At 62.0% G+C, this 16,974-nt stretch carries 19 protein-coding genes; 8 read left to right on the forward strand and 11 right to left on the reverse strand.

Annotation, left to right across the window (positions count from 1 at the left end; genetic code table 11):
* Window positions 1-28: 28 nt before the first annotated feature.
* From rpsR to LDZ28_RS07040, 4 genes are all read right to left on the reverse strand, one after another.
* Window positions 29-304, reverse strand: coding sequence for a 30S ribosomal protein S18 (rpsR, locus tag LDZ28_RS07025; RefSeq protein WP_060857153.1), 276 nt, complete (start codon window positions 302-304; stop codon window positions 29-31).
* 2 nt (window positions 305-306) lie between these two features.
* Window positions 307-606: a primosomal replication protein N gene (gene priB / locus LDZ28_RS07030; RefSeq protein ID WP_244825224.1), complete on the reverse strand. Its 300-nt coding sequence runs from the start codon at window positions 604-606 to the stop codon at window positions 307-309.
* 32 nt (window positions 607-638) lie between these two features.
* Window positions 639-1,010, reverse strand: a complete 372-nt coding sequence (rpsF, locus tag LDZ28_RS07035; protein ID WP_061117413.1) for a 30S ribosomal protein S6 — start codon at window positions 1,008-1,010, stop codon at window positions 639-641.
* A 234-nt stretch (window positions 1,011-1,244) separates the two neighbouring features.
* Window positions 1,245-2,198, reverse strand: a complete 954-nt coding sequence (locus tag LDZ28_RS07040; RefSeq protein WP_244825225.1) for a LysR family transcriptional regulator — start codon at window positions 2,196-2,198, stop codon at window positions 1,245-1,247.
* 162 nt (window positions 2,199-2,360) lie between these two features.
* Between LDZ28_RS07040 and gcl the strand changes: the two genes are divergently transcribed.
* The 4 genes from gcl to lysM all read left to right on the forward strand — a co-directional run bounded on the left by gcl (window position 2,361) and on the right by lysM (window position 6,681).
* Window positions 2,361-4,142: a glyoxylate carboligase gene (gene gcl, locus LDZ28_RS07045; RefSeq protein ID WP_244825227.1), complete on the forward strand. Its 1,782-nt coding sequence runs from the start codon at window positions 2,361-2,363 to the stop codon at window positions 4,140-4,142.
* Window positions 4,143-4,178: 36 nt separating this feature from the next.
* Window positions 4,179-4,979, forward strand: a complete 801-nt coding sequence (gene hyi / locus LDZ28_RS07050) for a hydroxypyruvate isomerase (protein WP_244825229.1) — start codon at window positions 4,179-4,181, stop codon at window positions 4,977-4,979.
* A gap of 29 nt (window positions 4,980-5,008) precedes the next feature.
* Window positions 5,009-5,917, forward strand: a complete 909-nt coding sequence (locus LDZ28_RS07055; protein ID WP_244825230.1) for a 2-hydroxy-3-oxopropionate reductase — start codon at window positions 5,009-5,011, stop codon at window positions 5,915-5,917.
* Between the two features lie 275 nt (window positions 5,918-6,192).
* Window positions 6,193-6,681: a peptidoglycan-binding protein LysM gene (gene lysM, locus LDZ28_RS07060; protein ID WP_244825232.1), complete on the forward strand. Its 489-nt coding sequence runs from the start codon at window positions 6,193-6,195 to the stop codon at window positions 6,679-6,681.
* Between the two features lie 45 nt (window positions 6,682-6,726).
* Here lysM and LDZ28_RS07065 read toward each other — a convergent pair whose 3' ends face one another.
* The 6 genes from LDZ28_RS07065 to LDZ28_RS07090 all read right to left on the reverse strand — a co-directional run bounded on the left by LDZ28_RS07065 (window position 6,727) and on the right by LDZ28_RS07090 (window position 12,807).
* Window positions 6,727-7,734: an asparaginase gene (locus LDZ28_RS07065; protein ID WP_244825233.1), complete on the reverse strand. Its 1,008-nt coding sequence runs from the start codon at window positions 7,732-7,734 to the stop codon at window positions 6,727-6,729.
* A gap of 40 nt (window positions 7,735-7,774) precedes the next feature.
* A complete protein-coding gene (locus LDZ28_RS07070; protein ID WP_244825235.1) occupies window positions 7,775-8,701 on the reverse strand; it encodes a CysB family HTH-type transcriptional regulator in 927 nt (308 codons plus the stop codon).
* A gap of 12 nt (window positions 8,702-8,713) precedes the next feature.
* Window positions 8,714-9,808 (reverse strand): sulfate/molybdate ABC transporter ATP-binding protein, encoded by a 1,095-nt coding sequence (locus LDZ28_RS07075; protein WP_244825237.1) that lies wholly within the window; start codon window positions 9,806-9,808, stop codon window positions 8,714-8,716.
* A 20-nt stretch (window positions 9,809-9,828) separates the two neighbouring features.
* Entirely contained in the window at window positions 9,829-10,731 is a 903-nt protein-coding gene (gene cysW / locus LDZ28_RS07080; protein WP_244825238.1) for a sulfate ABC transporter permease subunit CysW, read from the reverse strand.
* Window positions 10,728-11,633, reverse strand: a complete 906-nt coding sequence (gene cysT, locus LDZ28_RS07085) for a sulfate ABC transporter permease subunit CysT (protein WP_244825239.1) — start codon at window positions 11,631-11,633, stop codon at window positions 10,728-10,730. Before cysT ends, cysW begins: the two co-directional genes overlap by 4 nt.
* A gap of 139 nt (window positions 11,634-11,772) precedes the next feature.
* Window positions 11,773-12,807: a sulfate ABC transporter substrate-binding protein gene (locus tag LDZ28_RS07090; RefSeq protein WP_244825240.1), complete on the reverse strand. Its 1,035-nt coding sequence runs from the start codon at window positions 12,805-12,807 to the stop codon at window positions 11,773-11,775.
* A gap of 269 nt (window positions 12,808-13,076) precedes the next feature.
* Here LDZ28_RS07090 and lexA point away from each other — a divergent pair, with 269 nt between their 5' ends.
* The 3 genes from lexA (at window position 13,077) to LDZ28_RS07105 (ending at window position 15,017) form a co-directional block, all read left to right on the forward strand.
* Complete coding sequence (gene lexA, locus LDZ28_RS07095) at window positions 13,077-13,754, forward strand: transcriptional repressor LexA (protein WP_244825241.1); 678 nt, start codon at window positions 13,077-13,079, stop codon at window positions 13,752-13,754.
* A gap of 160 nt (window positions 13,755-13,914) precedes the next feature.
* Window positions 13,915-14,241 (forward strand): hypothetical protein, encoded by a 327-nt coding sequence (locus LDZ28_RS07100; RefSeq protein ID WP_244825242.1) that lies wholly within the window; start codon window positions 13,915-13,917, stop codon window positions 14,239-14,241.
* A gap of 158 nt (window positions 14,242-14,399) precedes the next feature.
* Window positions 14,400-15,017, forward strand: a complete 618-nt coding sequence (locus LDZ28_RS07105) for a DUF2939 domain-containing protein (protein WP_244825243.1) — start codon at window positions 14,400-14,402, stop codon at window positions 15,015-15,017.
* Between the two features lie 159 nt (window positions 15,018-15,176).
* On the opposite strand, the gene LDZ28_RS07110 is transcribed toward LDZ28_RS07105, so the two are convergent.
* A complete protein-coding gene (locus LDZ28_RS07110) occupies window positions 15,177-15,686 on the reverse strand; it encodes a universal stress protein (protein ID WP_244828039.1) in 510 nt (169 codons plus the stop codon).
* 304 nt (window positions 15,687-15,990) lie between these two features.
* Between LDZ28_RS07110 and nodI the strand changes: the two genes are divergently transcribed.
* Window positions 15,991-16,941, forward strand: coding sequence for a nodulation factor ABC transporter ATP-binding protein NodI (nodI, locus tag LDZ28_RS07115; protein WP_244825245.1), 951 nt, complete (start codon window positions 15,991-15,993; stop codon window positions 16,939-16,941).
* Window positions 16,942-16,974 lie beyond the last annotated feature (33 nt).

Consider the following 16,974-nt stretch of genomic DNA (forward strand, 5'->3'; position numbering starts at 1 on the left):
TTTGGCTTGTTCCTTATGCGTCGTCTGATTAGGCCTTGTGCAGGTCGGTGTACGGCAGGAGCGCGAGGAAACGCGCGCGCTTGATTGCCGTGTCGAGCTGGCGCTGATAGTGCGCCTTCGTGCCAGTCAGACGAGCCGGCGTGATCTTGCCGTTTTCGCCGACGAAGTCCTTCAGCGTTTCCGTGTCTTTGTAGTCGATGTACTCGACACCGGCTGCCGTGAAACGGCAGAACTTCTTGCGCTTGAAGAGCGGGTTTTGTTGCTGACGACGCTTGTCGAATTTTTTACCAGTCGGGCGGGGCATGTTCAGTCCTTTCCAATGTCCTGCAATTCTGTGATGTGAAACACCAGGGTTCGTGCGTTGCGGCTTTTTTTAGCCAGAAAGCCGGTGAAGCGTGTTTCCACGCCCATCTGACAGCTTTCCAGTCTGCCGCTCACCTCGCCGGCGGCTACGGCCGGCATTGTCAGTTCGACTTGACGGGCAATGCCCGCTTCGACGACTTCCGTTCGGTGATGCAACGTGCAGCTTGCGATTGGTACGCCGGCGGGCGTGTATCGCACCGGTTCGCGTTCCACGACGCTTGCTGTCAGTTGCAGCCTGTTCACTTAATTCCTGGTGGCTGACGAAAATCTTCGCCTTAAGCCTGCGCTTCGGACGGCTGCGAGGCCGCCTTCTTAGCTTCTTCGCGCTGCACTTCCTTCATCATTGGCGACGGGCCGGTTTCGGCCTTCTTCATCTTGACGATGAGGTGACGCAAAACGGCGTCATTGAACTTGAATGCGTGCTCAAGTTCTTCGAGCGTAGCTTGATCGCATTCGATGTTCATGCAGACGTAGTGAGCCTTCGCGAGTTTCTCGATCATGTAGGCCAGTTGGCGACGGCCCCAGTCTTCGATACGGTGGATCTGGCCACCGTGCGAGGTGATCGTGCTCTTGTAGCGCTCGATCATGGCGGGCACTTGCTCGCTCTGATCGGGATGCACGATAAATACGATTTCGTAATGACGCATATTCACTCCTTGTACTGAACTTTTGGATTAAAGCCACCCGGGCGTCGGACCGGTGCGGCAAGTGAGAAGCCCAAGACTATAACGCGATGCCTTCCCCAAGGCAAGCCAAATCGGCGGTTTCCGAAAGACTTTGGCCATGATTTCAAGCAGTTACAACGTGGCCGCACAAAGCCGCACGAGCCGTACAAAGCCGCACAAAGCCGCACGAGCCGCACAAAGCCGCGCGAGCGACGCTCAAGCTGCGTGCGTTCCGGCGGGCAATGGTTCGCCGGGAAGCGCGAGCGGACGGCTCCAATAACCGTCCTGCGCGTAAATTTCCTTCAAATAATCAATAAAGTAGCGCACGCGCGCCGGAACGTAGCGCTGCTGCGGATAAACCGCGAGGATGTCGTAGTCGGGCAGCTCGAAGTCGTCCAGCACGGTTTCGAGTTCGCCCGACGCCAACTGACGCTGAATCTCCCAGGTCGAACGCCAGCCGAGCCCGAGCCCCTCCGACGCCCAGCGATGCAGCAACTCGCCGTCGTTGCAGTCGAGATTGCCGGTCACGCGCACCGTCACGAGCTTGCCGTTACGGCGAAAGTACCAGCCGCGGTTCTGTCCGCCTTGCAGATTGAACGCAAGACAATTGTGATTCGGCAAGTCTTCGAGCGTCTTCGGCCGGCCGTGCTTCCTGAAATACGCGGGCGTGCCGCAAACCACGCGGCGGTTGCTCGCGAGCTTCACGGCGACGAAGTTCGGGTCCACCGCCCCGCCGATGCGGATCGACAAGTCATAACCTTCGCGCACCAAATCGACGACGCGGTCGGTCAGATTGAACGACATCTGCAATTCCGGTTTGTCGACGAGGAAAAGCGGCGCGTGCGGCGCGACATGCATGCGCCCAAACGCCGCCGGCGCCGACACGATCAGATGCCCGCCCACCGCGCGCCGGCCGGCCGCGAGTTCGTTCTCGGCCTGATCCCACTCCGCGAGCAGATTCTTGCAGCGGTCGAGAAACGCCGCGCCCTCTTCGCTTACGACGAGCCTGCGCGTCGAGCGATACATCAGTTTGACGCCTAGGCGCTTTTCGAGGGCGTCGATGCGCCGGCCCAGGATCACCGGCGACACGCCCTCTTCCAGTGCCGCCGCCGCGAGACTGCCGGCTTCGGCCACGCGCACGAAGGTTTCGATCTGCTTGAAGCGGTCCATCTCTTTGTCTCCGGCCTCATTCGATACTTTTTGTTTGGTAAAAAACGACTGCGGTTGATCTTATCAAACCTTTTGCACGCGCCTAAAGTGCATCGGAAGCCTGCTGCCATGCGCACGACCAAGACAGCAACCCCGAATAGAGACCCCTGGAAGGAGACAACCATGCCCAAGATGAGAGCCGTCGACGCAGCCGTCCTCGTGCTGGAGAAGGAAGGCATCGACACCGCGTTCGGTGTGCCCGGCGCCGCCATCAACCCGTTTTACTCGGCGCTCAGAAAAGCCGGCAGCATCAGCCATGTGCTGGCGCGCCACGTCGAGGGCGCCTCGCACATGGCCGAAGGTTATACGCGCGCGGCTCCCGGCAATATCGGCGTTTGTATCGGTACGTCGGGGCCGGCGGGCACGGACATGATCACGGGCCTCTACTCGGCTCAGGCGGATTCGATCCCCATTCTCGCGATCACGGGCCAGGCGCCGCGTGCGCGTCTGTACAAGGAAGACTTCCAGGCCGTCGATATCGAATCGATCGCCAAGCCCGTCACCAAGTGGGCCGTCACCGTGCGCGAACCGGCGCTCGTGCCGCGCGTGTTTCAGCAGGCGTTCCATCTGATGCGCTCGGGCCGTCCGGGTCCGGTGCTGGTCGACTTGCCGATCGACGTGCAGCTCGCCGAGATCGAATTCGATATCGACACCTACGAGCCGCTGCCGATCTACAAGCCGAAAGCCACGCGCGCTCAAGTCGAAAAAGCGCTCTCGATGCTCAACGACGCCGAGAAGCCCTTGATCGTTTCCGGCGGCGGCGTGCTGAACGCAGCGGCGGAAGATCTGCTCGTCGAGTTCGCCGAAACGCTCGGCGTACCCGTGATCCCGACTTTGATGTCGTGGGGCGCGATTCCCGACGATCATCCGCTGATGGCAGGCATGTGCGGTCTGCAGACGTCGCACCGCTACGGCAACGCGACCATGCTCGCGTCGGACTTCGTGCTTGGCATCGGCAATCGCTGGGCGAATCGCCATACGGGCAGCGTCGAGGTCTACACCAAGGGCCGTAAGTTCGTGCACGTGGATATCGAGCCGACGCAGATCGGCCGCGTGTTCGGACCGGACCTCGGCATCGTGTCGGATGCGAAGTTCGCGCTCGAACTCTTCGTCGAAGTGGCGAAGGAATGGAAGGCCGCGGGCAAGCTTGCGGACCGTTCGCAATGGGTCAAGGACTGCCAGCAACGCAAGAGCACGATGCTGCGCAAGACCCACTTCGACAACGTGCCGATGAAGCCGCAGCGCGTCTACGAAGAGATGAATCTCGCGTTCGATCGCGACACCTGCTTCGTCTCGACGATCGGTCTTTCGCAGATCGCGGGCGCGCAGTTCCTGCACGTGTTCAAGGCGCGTAACTGGATCAACTGCGGCCAGGCCGGCCCGCTCGGCTGGACCATTCCCGCCGCGCTCGGCGTGCGCGCCGCGGACCCGCAACGCAAGATCGTCGCGCTCTCGGGCGACTACGACTTCCAGTTCATGATCGAGGAACTCGCTGTCGGCGCGCAGTTCAAGCTGCCTTACGTGCACGTGGTCGTGAACAACTCGTATCTCGGTCTGATTCGTCAGGCGCAGCGCGGCTTCGACATGGACTACTGCGTGCAGCTCGCGTTCGACAACATCAACGCGCCGGAGCTCGAAGGATACGGCGTGGATCACGTCGCGGTCGCCGAGGGTCTTGGCTGCAAGGCGCTGCGCGTGCACAAGCCCGAAGACATCGCGCCGGCGTTGAAACAGGCGCAGGCGCTCGCGGCGCAACATCAGGTGCCGGTCGTGGTCGAGATGATTCTCGAACGCGTGACCAACATCGCGATGGGCACCGAGATCGACGCGATCAACGAGTTCGAAGAGCTCGCCGAAACGCGCGCCGATGCGCCGACCGCCGTGACCGTGACGCCGCTCGACTGAGCGTCCTAGAACTGACCGACCATCAGGAATAAAGACATGCCGAAATTTGCCGCGAACCTGACCATGCTGTTCAACGAAGTCCCTTTCCTCGACCGCTTCGCGGCGGCGTCGAAGGCGGGCTTCAAGGCGGTCGAGTTCCTGTTTCCGTATGCGTACTCGACCGGCGATTTGCAAGCGCGCATCGAGGAACACGACCTGCGGATCGTGCTGCACAACCTGCCCGCGGGCAACTGGGAAGCGGGCGAACGCGGCATCGCCTGCCTGCCGGATCGCGTGAGCGAGTTCCGTGAAGGCGTGCCCCGCGCAATCGAATACGCGAAGGCGCTGAAGGTGCCGCAAGTGAACTGCCTCGTTGGCATTCCGACGGCGGGGGTATCGAAGGAACAGGCGCGCACGACGATCATCGAAAACCTGCGCTTCGCCGCCGATGCATTGAAGAAGGAAGGCATCCGCCTGCTAGTCGAGCCGTGCAATGCCTACGATATTCCGGGCTTCGCGCTGAACCGTTCGTCCGAAGGGCTCGACGTGATCCGTGCGGTCGGCTCGGACAATCTGTTCCTGCAATACGACATCTATCACATGCAGCGCATGGAAGGCGAACTGGCCGCGACGATCAAGAAGAACCTGGCGTCGATCGCGCATATCCAGCTCGCCGACAATCCGGGGCGCAACGAACCGGGCACGGGCGAGATCAACTACGCGTTCCTGTTCGATCTGCTCGATTCGATCGGCTACGAAGGATGGATCGGCTGCGAATACAAGCCGCTTGCAAGCACCGAAGCGGGCCTTGGCTGGCTTCGCACGATCGCCGCCGCAAAGCCGCGCGCCGCCGCTTAAAACCCGAGACACAAGGAGAGCAAGAGAGTATGGCAACCATTGGATTCATCGGCCTTGGCATCATGGGCGCGCACATGGCGCGCAACCTTTTGAAGGGCGGTCACAAGCTCGTCGTGAACGGCAAGTTTCCGGTGCCCGACGACATCCGCGCACAGACGCAAGTCGCGGCCGATTCCACCGGCGTGGCGCAAGCGAGCGAGATCGTCATCACGATGGTGCCCGACACGCCCGATGTCGCCAACGTCCTCTTCGCCGATGACGGCGTGGCCAACGGCCTCACGAAGGGCAAGCTCGTGATCGACATGAGCTCGATCAACCCGCTCGATACGCAGGACTTCGCGAAGAAGATCAACGCGCTCGGCTGCGACTATCTCGATGCGCCCGTATCCGGCGGCGAAGTCGGCGCGCGCGAGGCATCGCTCACGATCATGGTGGGTGGCCCGCAGAAATCGTTCGATATCGCGAAGCCTCTGTTCGATCTCATGGGCAAGAACATCTCGCTCATCGGCGACAACGGCGCGGGTCAGACCTGCAAGGTGGCGAATCAGATCATCGTCGCGCTCAACATCGAAGCCGTCGCCGAGGCCTTGTTGTTTGCCTCGCGTTCGGGCGCCGATCCGGAACGCGTGCGCCGGGCGTTAATGGGCGGGTTCGCCGCGTCACGCATTCTCGAAGTGCACGGCGAGCGCATGACGAAGCGCACATTCGACCCGGGCTTCCGTATCGAACTGCATCAGAAGGACTTGAATCTTGCGCTCGAAGGCGCGCGCAAGATGGGTCTCGCCCTGCCCCACACCGCGAGCGCGCAGCAGTTGTTCAGCGTGTGCGCGGCCAATGGCGGCAAAGCCTGGGATCACTCGGGACTCGTGCGGGCGCTTGAAATCATGTCGAACTTCCAGGTTGCTCAAGAACCGCAGAAGGCGAAAGCCGCGGCTTGAACGACCGGTACCGTGGGGCGTCCCGCGTATGGGCACGCGGGACAAATGCCGCTCTGGGCTGAGGGCGGCAAGTGGGGTCCGAGAGCGGCACCCGTCGGTCGAGCCGGGTAAGCCTTGGTCGGTCAGACGGTTTTCCGTCGGGTGTCCGCGTCGGATTGTTGGATCGTGCATGAACCAGCCATTGTCACAATCTCCGAACTATCCTTGAAGTGATGCGACTAACGAAGCCTTGCCCTGGCGCAAGCGCTCACCATCGACACTTAAGGAGTTCAGCAATGGGAATCCTCAGCTTTATCAAGGAAGCAGGCGAGAAGCTCTTTGGTGCAACCTCGCAAACCGCGCAGGCCGCGCCCGCGGCCGTGGATGTCGCGGAGCTCAATCTCAAGGCCGGTGAAGCCATCGCGACGTACATTCGTTCGCAAGGGCTCGAAGCGCAGGATCTGCAAGTGAAGTACGACGGCGCGTCGCACACGGTCACCGTATCGGGCGAAGCGGCGGATCAGGCCACGAAGGAGAAGATTCTCGTCGCGGCGGGCAACGTGCAGCACGTGGACAAGGTGGATGACCAACTGACCGTGCCGTCGTCCGCTCCGGAGTCGCAATTTCATACGGTCGTGGCCGGCGACAATCTCTGGAAAATCGCGGAGAAGTATTACGGCAGCGGCGCGAAGAACGATGTCATCTTCGAAGCCAACAAACCCATGCTCAAGAGCCCGGACAAGATCTATCCGGGACAGGTGCTACGCATTCCGGCTGCAAGCTGAAGCAACGAAAAACGCGAACTCCGGTTCGCGTTTTTCGTTTCAGTTTCAGTATGTCTCGAAGATGCGCTGCAGGCCGGGCGCATCGCTCACGCCTCTCGCGAGCGCCAGTTGCAACAGCACGCGCGCCTTGTACGGATTGAGCGTGCCCGCGCTGACGGTGCCGAGCGCATCGTCGGGTGCGGCACCGTTGCGCATCACATGGCCCGAGCCGACGCGCGATGAACGCACCACCGCCACGCCTCGCCCAATGGCATCGGCGAAGGCTTGCGCGAGCGTCGAACTCATGGAGCCGTTGCCGGTACCCGCAAGCACGATGCCCTTCACGCCAGCGCCGACGAGCGCATCGACCGGAACGCGCGATACGCCCGCATAACTCGCGACGATTTCGACCATCGGCCAGTCTTGCGGCACGGTGAATTCGCTCGCGAGCGTGTGCGGCCGCACGACCGTGCGTTGAAACTCGACGCGTCCGTCCTGCACGAAACCGAGCGCGCCCGCTTCGGGCGAACGGAAGGCATCGACGGCATAGGTGCTCGTCTTCGTGACTTCGCGTGCGCTGTGGATCAAATTATTGAACACGATCAGTACGCCCTGCCCCGCCGACTGCCTCGAAGCGGCGACCGTGAGCGCGTTGAGCAGATTCAACGGACCATCGGCGGACAGCGCACTGGAGGGCCGCATCGCCGCGGTCAGGACGACGGGCTTCGCGCTCTTCACCGTCAGATGCAGCAAGTAAGCGGTCTCTTCGAGCGTGTCCGTGCCGTGCGTGACGACCACGCCATCGATATCGTCTTGCGCGAGCAGTGCATCGATCCGCCGCGAAAGCGTCGTCCACAGCGCGGGCGTCATGTCCTTGCTGTCGATGCTCGCAATCTGTTCCGCGTGAATGCGCGCGACCGAGCCGAGCGCGGGCACGGCTTCGAGCAGCTTGTCGACGCCGACCACGCCTGCTTTGTAACCCGCTGTCCTGGATGCATCGCCAGCTTGTCCGGCGATGGTGCCGCCCGTCGCGAGAACGGCGAGGCGCGGCAAGGTATCGAGAGAAGTGTTCATGCCGGCGATTGTAAATCAGCCGGGATGAACCTGAACTCGCTCAAGCCGCTTCGCGCAGTTGCGCCGCGATCTGCGCTTCGTCGAGTTGCGGCGCGAACATCTCGATCAGCCGGTAAGCGTAAGCCCGCAAGAACGCGCCCTTGCGCAAGCCGACGCGCGTCGTGCTCGCCTCGAACAGATGCTGCGTATCGAGCGCGACGAGTTCGCTGTCGCGCTTCGGGTCATACGCCATCGCCGCGACGATGCCGATACCCATGCCAAGCTCGACATACGTCTTGATCACGTCGGCATCGATGGCGGTGAGGACGATATCGGGAATGGCACCCGCGCTCGCGAAGGCCTGGTCGATATGCGAGCGTCCCGTGAAATCCTGATCGTAGGTGACGACCGGATACTCGGCGATCTGTTCCAGCGTGATGTTCTCGAGTCCGACGAGCGGATGGCCCTTCGGCACGACGACCGTGTGATGCCACGAGTAGCACGGGAACGTGACGATGTCGGGATAGCGGTCGAGCGCTTCCGTCGAGATGCCGATATCCGCTTCGCCGTTGATGATCATCTGCGCGATCTGCTGCGGACTACCCTGACGCAGCGCGAGATGCACCTTCGGGAACACTTCCGTGAACTGGCGGATCACCTTCGGCAGCGCGTAACGCGCTTGCGTGTGCGTCGTCGCCACGACGAGATGGCCGTTGTCCTGATCCGCGAACTGGCGCGCGACGCGGCGCAGGTTTTCAGCGTCGAGCAACATGCGCTCGATCAGCTGATGCACCTGTTTGCCAGGCTCGGTAAGTCCGGTCAGACGCTTGCCGCGTCGGATGAAGATATCGACGCCGAGTTCGTCCTCGAGGTCCTTGATCTGCTTCGACACGCCAGACTGCGACGTATAGAGCACGTTCGCGACCTCGGTCAGATTCATGTTCTGACGCACTGCTTCGCGCACGAAGCGCAATTGCTGGAAGTTCATTTCAGCCTCTCTTTATGCCGTTGCTTTTGTTTGTTGTGCCCCGTTCGCATCGCCTGCCGGGAAGACGCGCAACGCGCGCGGCACGGCGGTCGCGCCGTCGCCTACGTCGAGTCGCAGCGTGCGCCACGACTCGCGGTCGAGTTCCGCTTCGAGAATGCGCCCCGAGTTGCCTTCGAGTTCCACGCGCACGGAGCCGCCGAGCGTCACCACGCGCCGCACGCCGACCACGATGCCGTCGCGATGCGTGCCATCGACGGGATAGATCGCCAGATCGTGCGGACGCACGTAGGCCAGCGCGCGGCCGCTGAAATGCGCGGGCACGGCAATGGCCTGCGTGGCGCCATCGGCGACGAAGCCGTTGGCATCGACATGACCTTGCAGGCGATTGGCCGCACCGAGGAACTCGTAGACGAACGAGGTCTGCGGATGGTCATACACGTCTTGCGGGCTGCCCACCTGCTCCACGCGCCCGTGATTCATCACGACGATGCGATCCGCCACTTCGAGCGCCTCTTCCTGGTCGTGCGTGACGAAGAGCGTCGAGATATGCAGATCGTCGTGCAGACGGCGCAGCCAGCTACGTAATTCCTTGCGCACCTTGGCGTCGAGCGCGCCGAAGGGTTCGTCGAGCAGCAGCACTTTAGGTTCGACGGCAAGCGCTCGCGCCAACGCGATACGTTGACGCTGACCGCCCGACAGTTCGGACGGAAAGCGCTCCGCGAGCCAGTCGAGTTGCACGAGCTTCAACAATTCATGCACCTTCTCGCGGATGACGGCCTCCGTTGGCCGCTCGCGGCGCGGCTTCACGCGCAAGCCGAAGGCGACGTTCTCGAACACGGTCATGTGGCGGAACAGCGCGTAATGCTGGAACACGAAGCCGACTTGCCGCTCACGCGCGCCCACTTCGGCAACGTCCTCGCCGTTGAGCACGACCTGACCGGCATCGGCATATTCGAGGCCGGCGATCACGCGCAAGAGCGTTGTCTTGCCGCAGCCGGAAGGTCCGAGCAGCGCGACGAGTTCGCCCGACGGAAAATCCAGCGTGACGTTGTCGAGCGCGGTGAAGGTGCCGAAGCGCTTCTGCAGATTGCGAACGATGATGCTCATGATTGATCCACGCCTTCCATTTATACGGTTGCCTTCACGTCGCTCAGCGTGGCCGTCATGCGGCGCTCCGCGAGCAGCTTCAGCCCGAGCGTGACGAGCGCGAGCAATGCAAGCAGCGACGCCACCGCGAAGGCGGCCGAGAAGTTGTATTCGTTGTAGAGAATCTCGACGTGCAGCGGCATGGTGTCGGTCTGGCCGCGAATGTGGCCCGAGACCACCGAGACCGCGCCGAACTCGCCCATCGCGCGCGCGTTACAGAGAATCACGCCGTAGAGCAGGCCCCACTTCACGTTGGGCAACGTCACGCGCCGGAAGATCTGCCAGCCCGACGCGCCGAGCACGTGCGCGGCCTCTTCCTCGTCGTTGCCTTGCGCCTGCATCAACGGAATCAGTTCGCGCGCGACGAACGGGAACGTCACGAAGATGGTCGCGAGCACGATTCCCGGCACCGCGAAGATGATCTGCACATCGTGCGAAATCAGCCACGGTCCGAACCAGCCCTGCGCGCCGAACATGAGCACGTAGATGAGGCCGGAGATCACGGGCGACACCGAGAACGGCAAGTCGATGAGCGTCGTCAGAAGCGCCTTGCCGCGAAACTCGAACTTGGCGATGGCCCACGATGCCGCGAGCCCGAACACCACGTTGAGCGGCACGGCAATCGCGGCGGTCAAGAGCGTGAGCTTGATGGCCGACCACGCGTCCGGGTCCTTGAGCGAATCGAAGTAATAGTCGATGCCCTTCGCGAAGGCCTGCACGAACACGGCGACGAGTGGCACGACCAGAAACAGCGCGAGAAACACGAGCGCGATACCCGTGAGTATCCAGCGCACGGCGCGCGGTTCGGTGACGGGATTGAGCCGGTTGGTCTCGCCGCGCGCGGCGGTGTTCACGGGAAGCGCCTTGCTGTTTGGCGTGCTCATGCGTGACCTCCGCCCGGAGTTCCGGCATGCAGCGAGGGCCCCGCGGCCACCACGGGCGCCGCGCCCGTCTTGCTCGTGCGGCGTTGCAGGAACCATTGCAGCGTGTTGATGAGGAGCAGCATGAGAAAGGACACGCACAGCATCACGACGGCGATGGCCGTCGCGCCGGCATAGTCGTACTGTTCGAGCTTGGTGATGATGAGCAGCGACGTGATCTCCGATTTCATCGGTACATTGCCCGCGATGAAGATGACCGAACCGTATTCGCCGAGCGCGCGCGCGAACGCAAGCGCGAAACCGGTCAGAAGCGCGGGAAAGAGCGCCGGCAACACGACGCGGCGAAACGTCAGCCAGCGCGTGGCGCCAAGACATGCGGCGGCTTCTTCCTGCTCGCGCTCGAAGTCTTCGAGCACCGGCTGCACCGTGCGCACGACGAACGGCAAGCCGATGAACGTCAGCGCCACGAGCACGCCGAGCGGCGTGAACGCCACCTTGATGCCGAGCGGCGCGAGATACTGCCCGATCCAGCCGTTGCTCGCGTACACGGCGGCAAGCGAAATGCCGGCAACGGAGGTCGGCAGCGCAAACGGCAGATCGACGATGGCATCGACGACACGCTTGAACGGGAACGTGTAGCGCACGAGCACCCATGCGACCAGGAAGCCGAAGATCGCGTTGATGACCGCCCCGCCGAGCGCCGCCGTGAAAGTGAGCCGATACGACGCCAGCACACGCGGCCCGGTGACGGCGCGAACGAACTGCGCCCAGTCGAGCGTCGCGGTCTTGGCGAAGGTCGCCGCAAGCGGAATCAGCACCACGAGGCTCAGGTAAGCCACCGTGATGCCGATCGTCAGCCCAAAGCCGGGTAACGCACTCGGCTTTCGGAAAGTGAACGTTGTCATCTTTGCTTCATCCTTGATCGTCCTGCCTTCGGCGCCCGGGGGATAAGCGCACTGTTTTTTAGTCTCGTCATGCGCGGCCTTCTTTGCGGCCGCTTTCATTGCGACTCGAGCGCCTCGCGGCGCCCGGTCTCTTGCCTGCTTACTGCGGCTGATAGATCGAATCGAACACGCCGCCGTCCGCGAAGTGCGTCTTCTGCGCTTTGGTCCAGCCACCGAAGGTGTCGTCGATGGTGTAGAGCTTGAGCTTGGGGAACTGCTTGGTCAGCTCGGCGGGCACCTTGTCCGAACGCGGACGATAGAAATTGCGCGCCGCGATCTGCTGGCCTTCGTCGCTATACAGATACTTCAGATACGCTTCGGCCAGCTTGCGCGTGCCGTGCTTGTCGACGACCTTGTCCACCACCGCGACCGGCGGCTCGGCCAGAATGCTCACCGAAGGAACCACGATCTGGAACTTCTCCGGACCGAATTCCTTGAGCGACAGGAACGCCTCGTTTTCCCATGCGATCAGCACGTCGCCCTGACCGCGCTGCACGAAGCTGGTGGTCGCGCCGCGTGCGCCGGAATCGAGCACGCCTGCGTTCTTGTAGAGCTTGGTCACGAACTCCTTCGCGGTCTCTTCGTTGCCGCCGGGCTTGTGTTGCGCATACGCCCACGCCGCCAAATAGTTCCAGCGCGCGCCGCCCGAGGTCTTCGGGTTCGGCGTGACGATCGACACGCCCGGCTTGGTGAGATCGTCCCAGTCCTTGATGCCCTTCGGGTTGCCTTTGCGCACTAGAAACACAATGGTCGACGTGTACGGCGATGCATTGTCCGGCAGACGCTTCTGCCAGTCCGTCCCGACGATGCCCTTGGAGGCGAGCGCGTCGATGTCGTAAGCAAGCGCAAGCGTCACGACGTCTGCCTGAAGCCCGTCTAGAACCGCGCGCGCTTGGCCACCAGAACCGCCGTGAGATTGCTTGAAAGTGACCGTTTCACCGGTGTCCGCCTTCCACTTCTTCGCAAAGGCCTGGTTGAAGTCCTGATACAACTCGCGCGTCGGATCGTACGAGACGTTCAGAAACGACGTGTCCGCGTGCGCGGTGGCCGAGATTCCGAAACTCGCCGCCGTGATCGCCAGCGCGGCAAAGAGTTGTTTCGCGCCGCCCTTCAATCCAGCCCTGATGCTATGCATTCCCCGTTCTCCGTCTTATCGAATTGACGGAATCAGTCTAAAGGCGAGCTTATATGATTAGAAATAATTGTTTCTCACTTTTTTAGATGCAAAAGTGCTAAAGCGAGGTTTTTCGCAGTCCGAGGGACAAATAGCGACTGTTTGGGCGCGCTGCAGCCTTGTCAGTAAAGGATCTGGCGACGAACTTCAAGTAAAGCTTGAAAAGCGCGAAATACTGTATAAAAATACAGTCATCTGTCCATCCATACAGTGCGCCGAGGCTCCAGCAAGTGACCAAACCCTCAAAACTTACCGCGCGACAGCAGCAAGTGTTCGAGCTCATCCAGCGAGCCATCGACCGCACGGGCTTTCCGCCCACGCGTGCCGAAATTGCTGCCGTGCTTGGCTTCAGCTCCGCGAACTCCGCCGAGGAACATCTGCGGGCACTGGCGCGCAAGGGCGTGATCGAACTCGCGGCGGGTTCGTCGCGTGGCATCCGCCTGTTGGGAGGCTCCGCGCGCATCGACCGTTCGGACGATCTTCCGCATCAGTTCACCTTGCCGCATCAGAGCATCATGCAGTTGTCGCTTCCGCTGGTCGGGCGCGTTGCGGCGGGCAGTCCCATCCTTGCGCAGGAGCATATCTCGCAACACTACGCGTGCGACCCTGCGTTCTTTTCGGGCAAGCCCGACTATCTGCTGAAGGTGCGCGGCTTGTCCATGCGCGACGCGGGCATTCTCGACGGCGACCTGCTTGCCGTACAGAAGCGCAATGAAGCGAAAGACGGGCAGATCGTGGTCGCGCGTATTGGCGACGACGTCACGGTGAAACGCTGGAAGCGCCGGCCAGATGGCGTGGAATTGGTCGCGGAGAATCCCGACTACGAAAACATCTTCGTGCGCTCCGGCAGCGGCGACTTCGCGCTGGAAGGAATCGCGGTCGGGCTCATCCGCTCCGGCGAGTTCTAACGCACGACTCCAGCGCGCGGCGCGTCAACACCGCCGCCCGCTTCGCCTCCTCGCCCTCGCGCGACGCGGCACGTTTCAAAAATTACAAGCATGACGGCCACCGCTCGCGGCGTGCCGCGGTGCGTCCTATCGTCTGTCGTCCGCCGTCTGGAGAGTCATCATGGAACGTTTCGCCCGTTTGCTGCCCTTTCGTCAGTTTGGCCGTCTGCGTCATTTGCGCTCGCTGATCTCATGCGCCGTGGCGCGGCCTGAAGCGGCGCCCGATCTCTTCGACGAGATGCCCGCGTTGCCGTCGCGTCAACCCGCCTTCGCCCGTGTGTCGCTCAATAGCGCGGTGCATGCGGAATCGGAACAGCGCGCGCCGGTGCGGGTGTATCGCAGTGAGTCGCGGGTAATCATGGTCGGCAATATCGGCGAGGTGTCGCGCATGATCGACCGGTGTATCGACGAGGAACGCGCCGGCGTTAGCAGCGGCATTCTGGCCTGAGGGCGGTAGAGCGTTTGCCGAGTGAATTTGAGTTATGTGCAATGCAGGCAGTCCGCAATCTATCGGCTGCAAGGAATGAAGCTCGGGATATATCCGGCGTGAACATGGTCAATCGTTCTTTCATGTCACCCATGTCACGCCGGGGGTCGTTCCTTCGCATGTCCCGCACTACGCGTTATCTCGTCGTCACGCTCGTCATTCTCTTCATCGTTGCAGGGTTAAGCCTTGTCTATGCGTCGCCCTATATCGCACTGAACCGCGTCAAGCACGCGGCCGATGCGCGCGATGCACAGACCGTCAACGAATACGTCGACTTCCCCGCACTGCGTGAAAGTCTCAAAGAGCAAGTCGGCGCACTGCTGACGCGGCGCGTCGATATCCAGAAGAGCGGCAATCCGCTCGCGATCATCGGTGCAATGATCGGCGCGGCGCTCGTAGGGCCGCTGGTGGATTCCTACGCTACGCCCGAAGGCGTCGCCGCGATTTTGAATGGCATTCCGCCGCGGGGAGATCCAGGCGAGCATCCACCCGCCGTCGTGCCACCGGTTCGAGACGGTCAGGTGGCGGCGAGTTCACCGCCTTCGGAAGCGGCATCGAGCATGGTTGCGACTCAAGAACCGCCGCGACAACCACCGCAGACCACGGCCGGATATCGCAGCTTCGATACGTTCGTGGTGACCTACCAGCACGGTGCCGGCGATGCGCGGTACTCCGCGATCTTTCATCGGTACGGGTTGATAACGTGGAAGCTGATCGCGGTTGATTTGAACGGGTGAGTTCGTTGTTGGACAACCATTAAAGTGCCGGTAAGCGCTTCATGGCATTTTTTGCGGCGTTAAGCGTGCGCGGCCGTCACGCAAGGAGACGGCAGCTGGCGCTGATAGCGCAAAAGAGCACTGGCCGACGCAGGCCAGCCTCATCGCGCACACCTATCCTCAAACACTTACTTCGGCCCGGTTCGGCTTCGCCGCATAAGCCGCCTCATCTTCCGCTTCGGCCGACTCACCTGACTGACAAACCGCAACCAATATGCTGCATGACACGCGATCGAGCAGCGGTGTGTTGCCCGCGCCCATCCACCAGCGCGCGAGACCGCTGCGGCATCGATGGCCGACCACGACCAGATCGACCTTAAGACTTTCCGCCAGCGTGGCGATTTCATCGATCGGATGCCCGAATGCGAAATGGCCCTGCGCCTGCAAGCCGCGTTCGCGCAGCCACTCCACGCCTTCTTGCAGGATATCGCGTGCGGCATCCTCGAACCGTCCGCATGCCATGTCGGTCAGAAGACCGGCGCTTTGCGCAATGCTCGAACGCATATCCACCACCGCCAGCACGTGCGTCTCCGCGTTCAAGGCAAGCGCGAGATTTGCGCCCTGACGCAACGCCTTGCGGCCCTCTCTGGAGCCGTCGTAGCACAACAGGATTTTTCGATAGCCTGACATCATGATCTCCCTGCCGCGTAGCCGATGGTGTCGGCAAATCGAGTGCGGCGCATCTTCATCATGGTAGGTCGCCTCATGCGTGGCAACGATGGAAAACGCTTACACGGCAACAAGCGCTAGCGCACACCGTGCCAGAGGCGTGCGAGCCTTGCCGGACAAGCTTGCGGCGCCATTTGCCAAAACAACAGGAAGAAGCGATGCACGCTTCGATCACAGGAACGATGCATGCGCTTGCATGCAAAGCGCCGCGCTGGTGCATTGGATTACACTAGCCGGCTGAGTTTTCTCCTCGCAGGACCGCCGCATGACCGACATAAATCACCGAACTGGCGCGAACTCGAACGCGGCGCCAGCGATCGAATTCAGCGAAGTCAGAAAACATTACGGCGAGCGAAGTGTCGTCGATGGCTTGTCGTTCGACGTTCAGCCTGGCGAGTGCTTCGGCCTGCTCGGCCCGAACGGCGCGGGCAAGACGACGACGCTCAAGATGCTGCTCGGCATTTCATCGCCCGACAGCGGCACGATCCGTCTCGTCGGCGAACCCGTGCCAGCGCGCGCACGCTTCGCGCGGCAACGCGTGGGCGTCGTGCCGCAATTCGACAACCTCGATCCCGACTTCACCGTGCGCGAAAACCTGCTCGTCTTCGGCCGCTATTTCGGCTTGGCCGGTGCGCGCATGGAAGCCATCGTGCCTTCGTTGCTCGAATTCGCGCGCCTCGAAAGCAAGGCCCAAGCGCGCGTCGGCGAACTGTCGGGCGGCATGCGGCGGCGGTTGACGCTGGCGCGCGCCCTCGTCAACGATCCCGACGTGCTCGTGATGGACGAACCCACCACCGGTCTCGATCCGCAAGCGCGCCATCTGATCTGGGAACGCCTGCGCTCGTTGCTTTCGCGCGGTAAAACCATTCTGCTCACGACGCACTTCATGGAAGAGGCCGAACGCCTGTGCGACCGGCTTTGCGTGATCGAGGAAGGCCGCAAGCTCGCGGAAGGAAGGCCGCGCGAGTTGATCGAATCGGTGATCGGTTCGGACGTCATCGAAATCTACGGACCCGATCCGCAGGCGCTGGCCGCCGAACTGGAACCGTTGGCCGCGCGCACGGAGATCAGCGGCGAAACGCTTTTCTGCTATGTCGACGACCCGCAGCCCGTGCATGCGCGCGTGAAGGGCCGGACGGACGTGCGCTATCTGCATCGTCCGGCGAATCTCGAAGATGTTTTTCTGCGCCTGACCGGGCGCGAGATGGTGGACTAATCAAGCGATGGACACTTTCGATCGATCAGGCGC

The organism is Caballeronia sp. TF1N1 (genome assembly GCF_022878925.1).
In the GTDB taxonomy this organism is placed as follows: domain Bacteria; phylum Pseudomonadota; class Gammaproteobacteria; order Burkholderiales; family Burkholderiaceae; genus Caballeronia.

Coding starts and splice junctions, on each gene's coding strand:
- rpsR (WP_060857153.1), bottom strand. CDS start 304: ATGCCCCGCCCGACTGGTAAAAAATTCGACAAGCGTCGTCAGCAACAA.
- rpsF (WP_061117413.1), bottom strand. CDS start 1,010: ATGCGTCATTACGAAATCGTATTTATCGTGCATCCCGATCAGAGCGAG.
- LDZ28_RS07040 (WP_244825225.1), bottom strand. CDS start 2,198: ATGGACCGCTTCAAGCAGATCGAAACCTTCGTGCGCGTGGCCGAAGCC.
- gcl (WP_244825227.1), top strand. CDS start 2,361: ATGCCCAAGATGAGAGCCGTCGACGCAGCCGTCCTCGTGCTGGAGAAG.
- hyi (WP_244825229.1), top strand. CDS start 4,179: ATGCCGAAATTTGCCGCGAACCTGACCATGCTGTTCAACGAAGTCCCT.
- LDZ28_RS07055 (WP_244825230.1), top strand. CDS start 5,009: ATGGCAACCATTGGATTCATCGGCCTTGGCATCATGGGCGCGCACATG.
- lysM (WP_244825232.1), top strand. CDS start 6,193: ATGGGAATCCTCAGCTTTATCAAGGAAGCAGGCGAGAAGCTCTTTGGT.
- LDZ28_RS07065 (WP_244825233.1), bottom strand. CDS start 7,734: ATGAACACTTCTCTCGATACCTTGCCGCGCCTCGCCGTTCTCGCGACG.
- LDZ28_RS07070 (WP_244825235.1), bottom strand. CDS start 8,701: ATGAACTTCCAGCAATTGCGCTTCGTGCGCGAAGCAGTGCGTCAGAAC.
- LDZ28_RS07075 (WP_244825237.1), bottom strand. CDS start 9,808: ATGAGCATCATCGTTCGCAATCTGCAGAAGCGCTTCGGCACCTTCACC.
- cysW (WP_244825238.1), bottom strand. CDS start 10,731: ATGAGCACGCCAAACAGCAAGGCGCTTCCCGTGAACACCGCCGCGCGC.
- cysT (WP_244825239.1), bottom strand. CDS start 11,633: ATGACAACGTTCACTTTCCGAAAGCCGAGTGCGTTACCCGGCTTTGGG.
- LDZ28_RS07090 (WP_244825240.1), bottom strand. CDS start 12,807: ATGCATAGCATCAGGGCTGGATTGAAGGGCGGCGCGAAACAACTCTTT.
- LDZ28_RS07100 (WP_244825242.1), top strand. CDS start 13,915: ATGGAACGTTTCGCCCGTTTGCTGCCCTTTCGTCAGTTTGGCCGTCTG.
- LDZ28_RS07105 (WP_244825243.1), top strand. CDS start 14,400: ATGTCCCGCACTACGCGTTATCTCGTCGTCACGCTCGTCATTCTCTTC.
- LDZ28_RS07110 (WP_244828039.1), bottom strand. CDS start 15,686: ATGTCAGGCTATCGAAAAATCCTGTTGTGCTACGACGGCTCCAGAGAG.
- nodI (WP_244825245.1), top strand. CDS start 15,991: ATGACCGACATAAATCACCGAACTGGCGCGAACTCGAACGCGGCGCCA.